The sequence below is a fragment of the Nocardia violaceofusca NBRC 14427 genome, assembly GCF_963869435.1.
GTDB classification, from domain to species: Bacteria; Actinomycetota; Actinomycetes; order Mycobacteriales; family Mycobacteriaceae; genus Nocardia; species Nocardia aobensis.
Genome location: NZ_CAWMPM010000037.1, coordinates 85,190 through 96,549, shown reverse-complemented (window position 1 = coordinate 96,549; position 11,360 = coordinate 85,190). Strand labels below are relative to the sequence as shown.

The 11,360-nt window shown below is 69.0% G+C and carries 8 protein-coding genes and 1 tRNA gene; 6 read left to right on the top strand and 3 right to left on the bottom strand.

Translation table 11 applies throughout. The features are described from left to right. Positions 1–62 precede the first annotated feature (62 nt). Entirely contained in the window at positions 63–818 is a 756-nt protein-coding gene (locus tag AC5592_RS28365) for a thioesterase II family protein (protein WP_063065988.1), read from the bottom strand. Positions 819–829: 11 nt separating this feature from the next. Beyond that, positions 830–1,597 (bottom strand): NADPH-dependent oxidoreductase, encoded by a 768-nt coding sequence (locus AC5592_RS28360; protein WP_063065998.1) that lies wholly within the window; start codon positions 1,595–1,597, stop codon positions 830–832. Positions 1,598–1,849: 252 nt separating this feature from the next. Between AC5592_RS28360 and AC5592_RS28355 the strand changes: the two genes are divergently transcribed. The 4 genes from AC5592_RS28355 to AC5592_RS28340 all read left to right on the top strand — a co-directional run bounded on the left by AC5592_RS28355 (position 1,850) and on the right by AC5592_RS28340 (position 8,106). Beyond that, positions 1,850–4,918: an AfsR/SARP family transcriptional regulator gene (locus AC5592_RS28355; protein WP_063065987.1), complete on the top strand. Its 3,069-nt coding sequence runs from the start codon at positions 1,850–1,852 to the stop codon at positions 4,916–4,918. Between the two features lie 45 nt (positions 4,919–4,963). Beyond that, positions 4,964–6,196 (top strand): FAD-dependent monooxygenase, encoded by a 1,233-nt coding sequence (locus AC5592_RS28350; protein WP_063065997.1) that lies wholly within the window; start codon positions 4,964–4,966, stop codon positions 6,194–6,196. 137 nt (positions 6,197–6,333) lie between these two features. Further along, positions 6,334–6,407 (top strand) — tRNA-Met (locus tag AC5592_RS28345). A 130-nt stretch (positions 6,408–6,537) separates the two neighbouring features. Beyond that, complete coding sequence (locus tag AC5592_RS28340; RefSeq protein ID WP_063065986.1) at positions 6,538–8,106, top strand: HD domain-containing phosphohydrolase; 1,569 nt, start codon at positions 6,538–6,540, stop codon at positions 8,104–8,106. An 11-nt stretch (positions 8,107–8,117) separates the two neighbouring features. Here the strand turns inward: AC5592_RS28340 and AC5592_RS28335 are convergent, their stop codons facing one another. Next, a complete protein-coding gene (locus tag AC5592_RS28335) occupies positions 8,118–9,686 on the bottom strand; it encodes an FAD-dependent monooxygenase (protein ID WP_063065985.1) in 1,569 nt (522 codons plus the stop codon). Between the two features lie 269 nt (positions 9,687–9,955). Between AC5592_RS28335 and AC5592_RS28330 the strand changes: the two genes are divergently transcribed. Beyond that, a complete protein-coding gene (locus tag AC5592_RS28330) occupies positions 9,956–10,534 on the top strand; it encodes a TetR/AcrR family transcriptional regulator (RefSeq protein ID WP_036504349.1) in 579 nt (192 codons plus the stop codon). Between the two features lie 90 nt (positions 10,535–10,624). After that, positions 10,625–11,359: a hypothetical protein gene (locus tag AC5592_RS28325; protein WP_198163958.1), complete on the top strand. Its 735-nt coding sequence runs from the start codon at positions 10,625–10,627 to the stop codon at positions 11,357–11,359. Position 11,360 lies beyond the last annotated feature (1 nt).

The window sequence follows — 11,360 nt, the reverse complement described above, 5'->3', positions numbered from 1 at the left end:
ACTGGCTCGCACGCTGAAGGCGGCGACCGGGCGGGCGAATACGCTCGCCCGGTCGTTCTCGCCTAATTCGACAGCGCTCGCGAACTGTGCTGGGAAATCAACTGCGCCACCGCATCACCATTGGCGTCGAGAAAGAAGTGACCGCCGGGAAATGTGCGGGCGAGGAAATTTCCGGTGGTGTGCGAGCCCCAGCCCTCGATATCGGCGAGACGCGCATCGGCGTCGCGATCACCGGCCAGTGCGACGATGGGACATTCGACGGTCGCCCCCGGGGCGCAGACGTAGGTTTCGATGGCCCGGTAGTCGTTTCTGGTGACCGCCAGAATCATGTCGCGCATTTCCGGATCCTCGAGCAGCGCCGCCGGGGTGCCGCCGTAGTTCAGGAGATGATCGGCCAGCGCGCGGTCGCCCAGCGTGTGCATCACCTCGATGCCCTGTTGCGAGGGGGCACGGCGGCCCGAGGCGAACAGTACCGCCGCCCGCGCGTCGGTGTCCCGTTCGAGGCGCCGGCAGGTTTCGAATGCCACCGCCGATCCCATGCTGTGGCCGAACAGGGAGAAATGCGATACGCCGGCGAGCGTCTCGGTCAATTCGGTGAACAGGCCGTCGACGAGATCGGAAATGCTGTCGATGAGCGGCTCGCGCCGTCGGTCCTGCCGCCCGGGATATTGCACGGCGACGACGTCGTATTCCGATCCGAGGCGTTTGGCCAACAGCCCGTACGAGATGGCGGATCCGCCGGCATGGGGAAAGCAGACCACCGTGTGCGATCCGTTCTCCGGAGCGGGGGACAGACGACGCAGCCAGCTATTACCCACGGGCCGAAAGCCTACACCGACGGAAAACCCTGACGCCGTAGATGTTCTCGCAGGCGGTGCCTGCCTTTGAGACTGTCGCGGTCGGCGAGGCGCTGGAGAACGGTGGTGATCCAGCCGATCGAGCGACCGTGTTCGGCGTTGTACTCGGACAGCCGCGCGTCGTAATCGTCGATCACGGCATCCCCGGCGGCGTCGTAGACGTCGTGGTGCAGGACCGCGCGTTGCGGCAGCCGCGGCTTCACACCGGCGGATTCGGCGGGATCGGGCACACCGACCGCCAGCCCGAAGGCGGCGAACACCCGGTCCGGCAGATTCAGCTCGGCGGCGACGCCGTCCGGGTTGTTGCGGATACCGCCCACGAAAACCGTGCCCAGGCCCAGTGATTCGGCCGCGATCACCGCGTTCTGTGCCGCGAGGGACGTATCCACGAAACCGAGAATCGTGGACTCGAGGTATTCGGTCGCGTCGACCGTCGCCCGGCGGGCCGCCGCGAGCCGGGCGATCCGGCCCAGATCGGCCAGCCACACCAGGAACAGCGGTGCGCGGCGGATGAAATCCTGATCGCCCGCCAGCGTCGCCAGTCGATCGCGGCGCGCCGGATCCCGCACCGCGACGACGCTCCACGCCTGCAGATTCGACGAGGTCGACGCCGACTGCGCCGCCGCGACGATCGCGGTCAACTCCTCCTCACCCACGGGCTCGTCGAGGAAGGCGCGCACCGACCGGTGCGCGAGCTGCAACTCGATCACCGAATTGGTCCGCGCCAGCGAGGTCAGCATCGGATCGCGGTAACGGCCGCGCACGGGATGCAGGTTCGTCGTCGTCACCCGGACAGTGTGGCGTCCCGCGGCGGGCGAGCTCCATCGTTGCGATCACCGTGCGCCGATGGACCGCCGTCGTACCGGCCTGGCTTCAGGCGTGCCACGGATTTCGGTACCCGTTCGGAATCAGGCGATCGAACATGTCGCGGGCGGTGTCCGGCAGGCGCAGTGCGGTGCTCACCGGATTCATCGCAGGGCATACTCCAGATCGTGCGGTTCGGAATTCTCGGCTCGGTCGCGGTGCATCATGAGGACGGGACTCCGGTCGCGGTCGGGGGACCGCAGGTGCGGTCGTTGCTGGCTCTGCTCGCGCTGGAGGCCGGACGGACCATCGGCAGGGATCGGTTGATCGATGGTCTCTACGGGGAAAACCCGCCGGGGGATGCGGCGCACGCACTGCAGTCCCAGGTGTCGCGGTTGCGACGGGCGTTGCGCGCGGGTGGTGTGGCCGTCGAATCGTCGGCTGCCGGGTATCGGCTCGCTGTCGATGCGGCCGCCGTCGACGCGCATCGGTTCCGACATCTGGCCGAACAGGGGCGAGAGTCGTTGCGCGACAAGGATTTCGCCGGGGTTGTCACCACCCTCGACGCGGCGCTGAGACTGTGGCGTGGTCCGGCGCTGGCCGATGTGCTGGACGCGCCGTTCGCGCCGGCGTGGGCCGCTCGGCTCGACGATCAGCGCTGCGCGGCCGTCGAAGATCGCGCCGAGGCCGCGCTGGCTCTGGGCGACCACCATGCCGTCGCGTCGGAGCTGCCCGACCTGCTTGCCACGCATCCGCTGCGTGAACGCGCGCGGGCTTTGCTCATGCACGGTTTGTATGCCACCGGGCGCCAGGCCGCCGCGTTGGAAGTGTTCGAGGAGGGCCGGCGCCTGCTGGCAGAGGAACTCGGCGCCGATCCCTCTCCGGAACTGGCCGAGGCGCACCTCGCCATCCTGCGGGCGCGTTCTTTTCCGAGCTCCGGCACAACCCCCGTGCCCGCGCAACTCACCAGCTTCGTGGGCCGCGACGAGGAGCTGGCTCGACTGCTTCGGCTACTCGTGTCGACGCGGCTGGTGACGGTGGTCGGACCGGGCGGGACCGGGAAGACGAGGCTGGCCGTAGAGGCAGGCCGTCGCGAATCGGGTGAGACATGCTTCGTCGACCTGACCCCGCTTGCTGTCGGCGCCCCAGTGATCGGAGCCGTCGCCGACGCCCTCGGCGGCCGTACCGCGGGCCCGCACACCGTCGAACCCGAGAATCGCGTGGCCGCCATCCTGGCCGACCGGCCGATGCTGGTCATCTTCGACAACTGTGAACACGTGATCGCCGAGGTCGCCGACGTGGTCCATCACCTGTTGCGCGCCTGCCCTGAACTCCGCGTGCTGGCCACCAGTCGCGAGGCCCTGCGGATCACGGGCGAAAAGGTGTTTCCGCTCGGACAGCTGGCGGTGGCCGAAGCCGACGCGCCCGGACAACTGTCCGGGCCGGCAGTCCGGTTGTTCGCTGATCGCGCCGTCGCCGCCTGCCCGGATTTCGTCCTCGACGCCGGAACCATCGGCGCGGTCCGGCGGATCTGCGCCCGACTGGACGGACTGCCGCTGGCGATCGAATTGGCGGCTGCCCGGTTGCGCTCGCTGAGTCTGGCCGAGATCGATGCGCGGCTGGGCGACCGATTCCGGCTGCTGGGCCGTGGTGAGCGCACTGCGGTGCCGCGGCACCGCACGCTTCGCGCCGTCGTCGACTGGAGCTGGGAACTGCTCGATCCGGCCGAACGGCTACTCGCCCAACGGTTCACCGTGTTCGCCGGTGGTGCGACCATGACGGCGGTGCGGCGCGTCTGCGAGATGGACGACGCCGATGAACTGCTTCCGGCACTGGTCGAGAAGTCGCTGCTGGAATTCGGCGGGGGCCGCTACCGCATGCTGGAGACCATCCGGGAGTTCGCGCTGGAGCGCGCGATCGAAGCGGGGGAAGGTGACGCGCTGTGTGGTGCCCACGCTCGGTACTTCGCAGAATTCGCCGAACGCGCCGATCCGTTGCTGCGGGGTCCGCAACAGCTGGATTGGCTCGCTCGGCTGGATGCCGAGAACGCCAATCTGCAAGCGGCGCTGGCCTGGTCGGCGCGATCGATGCCCGCTCTGGCACTGCGACTGACAGCTGCCGCGGCATGGTATTGGTGGCTCAGCGGGCGGCTCGAGAACGCCGCCGAGCCGGTGCGCGGTGTGCTGGCGTCGGCCGATTCGGCCGCGGATCCCGAGGAATATGCCTTATGCGTCGCGGTGGCCGCCCGTGCCGGCGCCCGGCCGATACCCGAGATCGAAACCGCGGCAACCGCTCTGACCACGGTAGACGGTCCGCTGCGCCGACCGTTCGTGGTATTGCTGCTCGCGCTGGCGGGCGGGTTTCTCGACGGCGACCCGCAATTCGGACCGGACCGGTGGTCGCAGGCCTTCGCTGGTCTCGGCGCCGGCCTGCGCCTGCTGATGGACGGCGACCCGCTCGCCGCCGAGCCCGAATTCCGTACCGCCGTGGAAGGTTTCCGCGCCGCCGGCGATCGCTGGGCTATCGGCTCGACCCTCGACAAACTCGCCACCATCGCGACTCTGCGCGGCGAATTCGACACCGCCCTAGATTATCTCGACGAGGCCGTCGCCATGGTCACCGAGCTGAATACGGTTGCCGACAACGCCGACCTGCTCAACCGCCGCGGTGATGTACTCGCCTGCCTCGCGGGGTCGAACGAACTCGCGTGCGAGTCCTACCGGGAGGCGGAACGGCTGGCCTGCGTGGCCGGTGCGCGCGATCTGCGCGCGAATGCGATTCGCGGGCTCGCGGATCTGGCCAGGGGCGCGGGAGATCACGAGCAGGCCCGGGACTGCTACCACCGGGCCCTGACGATATGTCCGGAAGGGACGGTGGCCGCGGCCGAGGCACGGGCGCGGTCCCTCATCGGTCTGGGCCGCATCGCGTACTCGGAAGGTGATGCTGGGCAAGCCGTTTCGTTCCACCGCGCCGCTTTCGAGGTGGCGTGGTCGGTAGGGCATCGACCGGTAGCAGCCGATGCGGTCGCGGGCATCGCGGAGACCGCGGCACGGACCGGGGATGTCGAACGCGCCGCCGAGCTGGTCGGGGTGGCCGAGCACCTGCGTGGCGTATCCGCCTCGGGCGCCACGGAACTGGCCGGGATCGCGGCGGAATGCGGCGCGAGTCTGGGCGAGGACCGGCTGCGGGCGGCCCGGCGCCGCGGTGCCGAAACCTCCGACGACCGGCTTCTCGATCTGCTCGGTGAGCGGCGGTGAGCCGACGGTGCGTGGTTGGTGAGCGGTTCCGGCGAGGCTTTGTTCATGACTTCGACATCGTTCGTGACTTCGACATCGCCATTGGCCAACAAAACCGTTCTGATCTCCGGTGCGAGCATCGCCGGCCCCGCCCTGGCCTACTGGCTCGCACGGTACGGATTCACCGTAACCGTCGTGGAGCAGGCGCCGGCACTGCGTGAGGGCGGCTACAAGGTCGACATACGTGGTGCGGCTATGGAGGTGATCCGGCGGATGGGTCTGCTCGACGAGATTCGCCGCGCCTCCACCGACATTCGCGGCGGCGCATGGGTGAACGCTGCCGGTAAGCCGCTGGCTACCCTGGACGCCGATTTGATCGGGCTGCGCAATCCGGGCGACGACGAGGTCCTGCGCGGCGATCTGGCCCGCATCCTTTTCGATGCCACGAAGGGCGATGTGGAGTACCGCTTCGGCGATTCGATCACCGACCTCACGCAATACGACAACGGCGTAGCGGTCCGCTTCCGGCACGCCGAACCTCAGATGTTCGACCTGGTCATCGGCGCGGATGGCCTGCATTCGACGGTGCGTCGCCTCGCCTTCGGGCCCGAGGAGGAGTTCGTGCGGCACACCGGGACCATGGCGTGCGTGATCACGGTGCCGAACTATCTGAATCTTGATCACTGGGAGCTGCTCCACCCGACTCCCGGCCGGATCGTCCAGATGTACAGCACCCACGAAAGCACGGCCAAAGCGCAGTTCATCTTCCCCGCGCCCGGACAGCTGCCGGACCGCCGAGACGTCGCCGCGCAGCGCAGGGTGGTCGCCGAAGCGTTCGCCGACGGCGGCTGGGAGACTTCGACGCTGGTGCGTGCGATGGCAGATTCACCCGACTTCTACTTCGATTCGGTCAGTCAGATCCATCTCGAGAATTGGGCGGATCGTCGAGTGGCGCTCGTCGGAGACGCTGCGTACTGCCCGTCACCGCTGTCGGGACAGGGCACCAGCATGGCCCTTGTCGGTGCGTATGTGCTGGCGGGAGAACTGAAATCGGCGGCCGGGGCGCACGAGGCCGGATTCGACGCCTACCGACGCAGGGCGGGTGGGTATGTCGAACGTAACCTCACCCTCGGCTGGAACAACGCAACCGGCATGGTGGCGGGCAGCACTCGGGCCATCCGCATGCAAACCACGATGTTGCGCCTGCTGCGACACCTGCCGTGGAAAGGCCTGGCGCTGCGGCCGATCACCAAACCGCTGGCCGAGGCCGCCAACGCCATCGAATTGGTCGACTACTGAGCGAGGTCGGTAGTCCGGGCGACACGCCTCCGGCCGCCGGTGCGCCCTGAAAAGACAATCCGACGGAACGACGATCCACGCCTTTCACCAGGCGTTTTGGTTTTCTCCGCACCGTTGCGTAGGGTTGAACATACCGACGCGGGGTGGAGCAGCTCGGTAGCTCGCTGGGCTCATAACCCAGAGGTCGCAGGTTCAAATCCTGTCCCCGCTACTAGGGAGTGCGGTCCCGGAACCACTGGTTCCGGGACCGTTTTTCGTCGGTCCGGTTTCGCGAGGAAGCGCCTCGCTCGCGCCGTGCCGGAGCCGGTCCGGAGGCGGCGATCGCGGCCTATGCTCGCACCATGACGCGCGACGCTCGGGATGCGGGTGTTTCGCTGGCCGCCCTGCTGGCCGCGTTCTCGTTCGCGATGGATCTCGGCCTGGGGCAGCCGATGGCGCATGTGCTGCGATCGTGGCGGTTGGCTTCGCGCCTCGGCGAGCGACTCGGACTCGACCCTGGGGAACGCTCCGATCTGTTCTACACCGCCGTGCTGGCGTGGGCCGGGTGCGTGGCCGACGCACCCGAGGTGGCCGCATGGTTCGGTGACGACATCGCCTTTCGCGCCGACAGCTACAAGGTGGATCTGCGCGGTGTGAACGGCGCCGTCTTCTTCCTCGGCCACGCCGGGTCCTCCGGACCGCTCACCCAGCGGGTGCGCAAGACGGTGAAGATCGCGGCGCAAGGCGGTCGCGATATCGAGCGGGGGCTGATGGCGCACTGCCTCACCACATCGACGATGGCGGACCGGCTCGGGCTCGATCCCGCCGTAGGTGATTCGCTGCGGCAGTTCTTCGCGCGCTGGGACGGCAAGGGCGTGCCGGGTGGGATCGGCGGGGATCGCATCGGGCTCGGCATGCGGCTGTTCCATCTCGCCGACGTCGTCGAGGTTCTGCATCGCGAGGCCGGTATCGACGCCGCGGTCGATGCCGCGCGCTCCCGGCGCGGCACCCACTTCGATCCCGCCGTGGTGGACGCGTTCTGCGCCTCGGCGCGCGAGTTGCTCGCCGACGGGGACGCCGAACCGGACTACGGCGAACTCATCGCCGCCGATCCGGCGCTACGGCGCAATCTGACCAACGCGGAACTGGATTCGGCGCTCGAGGTGGTCGCCGACTTCACCGATCTGCGCTCGCCCTATCGCGCCGGGCATTCCCGTGGTGTCGCCGATCTGGCCGCCCGTGCCGCGGCCGCGGCCGGGCTTCCCGACGCCGACATCACCCTGGTGCGCCGCGCGGCGTTGGTGCACGACATCGGATTGCACGGCGTCCCGGCCACGATTCTGGACAAGCCGGGGCCGCTCACCGTGACCGAACGCGAACGACTGCGGATGAACTCGTACTACACCGAGCGGGTGCTGTCGCGCCCGGCCGCGCTGTCGCGCATCGGGGCGCTCGCGGCCCTCGTCTACGAGCGCCTCGACGGTTCCGGAGCGCATCGCGGACTGACCGCCCCGGCGATTCCCGTCGCGGCACGCATACTGGCCGCGGCCGATACCTATCGAGCGGTATCCGAGCCACGCGCCTATCGAGAGGCCCTGCCGCCCAAGCGAATTGTCGCCGAGCTGCGCGACGAGGTCCGCGCCGGGCGGCTCGACGCGGGGGCGATCGACGCGGTCCTCGACGCGGCCGGGCGGCCCCGCGGCAAGCGCCGCTCCGGGCCCGACGGCCTCACACCCCGCGAAATGGAAGTCCTCGTCCTGATCGCCCGCGGCGCCTCGACGCGCGAGGTCGCCCGCGCGCTCGGTATCACGCCGAAGACCGCGGGCACCCATATCGAACGCATCTACGTCAAGACCGGATCGTCCACCCGGTCGACCGCCACCCTCTACGCCGTGCAGCACGGCCTGCTGGACACCCTGGCCGCCGACTGAGTAGTCCCGGCTCAGGGACGCGCCGCCCCGGCCGGGATGCCGGGTTCCACGGGCGCGCCGAACCACGACCTCAGCGCTGTCCGCAGGCCGGATTCGGCGGTGTCCGCGGGTTCGCCGACGGCCGCCGCCCAGGCGATGTGCGCATCCGGGCGGATGAGGAGGGCGTCGGCGGGCCGATCGGCGGTCTCGACGGTACGAATCTCGATGCGGTGCTTCCATTCTCGTGCCGCCGCGCGCAGTTCCGGCCGATCGGCCAGATCGAGCAGGACGGGCCGCGTGTCCGGCAGCAGTGCGGTGCTGCCCTCGCCGGTGCTGCCTTCGCCGGGGCGCAGGGCCAGGTTCGGCGCGAAGGTACCGGTCAAGGCATGACCGTTCGGGTTGGGCAGTTCGTAGCGGATGTCGGCGCCGGCGATGAGCGCGCCCATGCGCCGCAGGGGCTGGTCGTCGGTGAGCAGCTCCTGAAAGACCGTTCGCAGCGCTTCGGCTGCCGGGTCGTGCCCACGCCGCAGCGCCACCTGCGCACGGGTGTGCAGCATGGTCCGCGCCCCCGCGAAATACCGTTCGTCGTGATAGGTGTCCAGCAGTCCGTCCGGCGCCCAGCCCTGAACGTCGGCGGCCAGCTTCCAGGCCAGATTGACCGCGTCGAGCATGCCGGCGTTGAGGGCCACGCCCGTGGCCGGGAACAGATGGGCCGCGTCGCCGGCGAGCAGGATCCGGCCGTCGCGGTAGCGTTCGGCCTGCCGGGCCTCGAAGGTGAAACGGGACAGCCGATATGTCTGCGCCACAGGAAGTTCCGCGCCGAGCACGCGGTGAATGCTGTCCCGAAGCTCGGCCACGGTCATCGGCATGTCGTCGTCGTACTCGACCGCCTCGTCCTCGGTCGTGTAGACCGACAGCATCTCCGAGGTGGGCGAGACGCCCAGCCCGAACAGCCCGCGGTCGGTGCGCGTGAAACCCGCCCGGATGATCCCGACGCCGTCGACGTCGAGGTCGCCGTTGTCCAGCCGGGTCACCGAATCGGGCACCGTGATCTGGGCCAGCCGGTTGACCTCCGGATAGACGGTGCCGGGGAACGGGATTCCCGCCATGTCCCGGACCCCGCTGCGGGCGCCGTCGCAGCCCACCAGGTAGCGGGCGGTCACCCGGTATGTCCCGTCCGGACCCTGCACCTGCGCGGTGACCGCGTCGGCGTCCTGCGTCACGTCCAGCACCCGGTGTCCGCGCCGGATGTCGACGCCGAGTTCACCGGCGCGTTCGCCGAGTAGCCGCTCGAGCTGCTGTTGCGGCAGCGGCAAGGCGTGCAGCGGAGATTCGGCGAGCGAGGTCAGGTCGACATGGACACCGCCGAACGGGAACCGCGGTGCCGGAATCGGATCGGTGCAGGCCGATTCGAAGCGGTCCAGCAGACCCCGGTAGCGCAACAATTCGAGAATCTGCCCACCGAGCCCGCCGGCCTTCGGAGTGTCGCGAGGGCGCGGATGCCGTTCCAGCACCAGCGGCCGGACGCCGGCCGACCGCAGTTCGGCGGCCAGCATCAGGCCGGTGGGGCCCGCGCCCACGATGATCACATCGGTATACATTCCACTCCCATTCCGGCCGTTTACGGCCGGTCGAACGATTCGGACACCTGGCACTGTCGTGCGTTACCGCGCCCCGTGCCTGCCGTGCCGGGGCCAGCCGCCCTTGGACTGGGTGACCGTGCACGGAGGCACGGGACGCGTGACGAAGCGTCGCTGATCGGCCTGGGCCGGGAAGGTGCTGCGTTGCTTTCGCATATCGGTACCGCCTCAGGTGTAGTACTCTGATCGAAGTGTTTTGAACCGTAGTACTACAGATGGAGTGGTGTCAAGTGGTGCGCACGAATCCGGAACGCCGGCAGGCTCTGCTGGACGCGTCGATCGAGGTTCTGGCCCGGGAGGGGGCCCGCGGACTGACCTTCCGGGCGGTGGACCAGGAGGCGGGAGTCCCGGCGGGAACGGCGTCCAACTACTTCCCCAACCGGGACGCGCTGCTCGTTCAGGTCGGCAACCGCTATTACGAGCGGCTGATCCCGAGCGAGGAAGCGATGGCGAAATCGCGCGGACCGCAGACCCGCGAGAGCATGACCGAACTCATGACCGAGGTGGTCGAGCGCGTCTTCCATTTCCGCACCGGCTATCTCGCGATTCTCGAACTGCGGCTGGAGGCCACCCGCCGTCCCGAACTGCAGGCGCTGCTGACCGAGCGAGTCCGCGCGGACCTGGACTTCAACATCGCCAACTTCCGGGAGTCGCAGTTGCCCGGCGATGAGGACGCCGTGGTGCTGCTGTACCTCGCCTTGAACTGGCTCATCCTCGAACGGCTCACGCTCCCCGGCATTTTCGACGAGCGGCGCGCCGCGGAACTGGTGCGCACGATCGTGGAGCGTGCCATTCCCGTCGCAGGTTGACCGGCATTTGTCGGGAGAACACCCGACGACAGGGACCCGCGTCGCGCCTAGCGTTCGTAGGACGAACGACGCACGAATCGAGGTTTCGCAATGTCGACAGCCACACTCGATCTGGCATCCCGGTTGACCGATCTACCGCGGCGGCGGGGCCGCGCGCCGTGGCCGGACCACGAATATGTCAAGGGCTGGGGTGTTTTCGGCCTTCCGTTCGACAGCGGGCACGTGCTCGCGCTCCGGGTCTTCCCCGAGAACGACTTCGGCCCCTACGTCACGGTGTGGCACCGCGATCCGGAAGGCCGCTGGTCGATCTTCGTCGACGGCGACCGGCTCGAGACCGCCTGCCCCCGCTACTACGGCCCGGCCTGCACCTACACCGGATTCGCCACGATCACCGTGGCATGGACCGGTCCGGCCTCGCTGCGGGTCACCGTCGACCGGCCGGCTCTGGAATGGACCCTGACCGCATACGACACGACGGCGCTGCGCGCGCTCAACGCCGCCGGGAAGCGCATGCCGCTGATCACCTGGCGGTGGCGTCCGCTGGTCCGCGCCCGGGAGAAATCCGCTGCCGCACTGGGTTTGGGCCGGCTCCCGATGACCGGCGTCATGCCCAGCGGTCACACGGGAACGCTCATGCCCCAGCAGATGTATTTCGTCGCGCGGTCGGCGGCGACCCTCGACGGCCGCGATCTCGGACGTCCCACCCGCCTGGACACGAACCCGCGCATCGGCGATGTCGCCCTTCCCGCCCGCGGCGTGCTCGCCGTCGGCCAAGCGATGTGGGAGATCCCCGAGTTCGCACCGCCCGTACCGCGGCCGCACTGAT

Excerpts from the sequence above, each read along its gene's own strand:
- AC5592_RS28350 (WP_063065997.1), top strand. The coding sequence starts at position 4,964 with ATGACTTCGACATCGTTCGTGACTTCGACATCGCCATTGGCCAACAAA.
- AC5592_RS28360 (WP_063065998.1), bottom strand. The coding sequence starts at position 1,597 with ATGCTGACCTCGCTGGCGCGGACCAATTCGGTGATCGAGTTGCAGCTC.
- AC5592_RS28340 (WP_063065986.1), top strand. The coding sequence starts at position 6,538 with ATGACGCGCGACGCTCGGGATGCGGGTGTTTCGCTGGCCGCCCTGCTG.
- AC5592_RS28335 (WP_063065985.1), bottom strand. The coding sequence starts at position 9,686 with ATGTATACCGATGTGATCATCGTGGGCGCGGGCCCCACCGGCCTGATG.
- AC5592_RS28325 (WP_198163958.1), top strand. The coding sequence starts at position 10,625 with ATGTCGACAGCCACACTCGATCTGGCATCCCGGTTGACCGATCTACCG.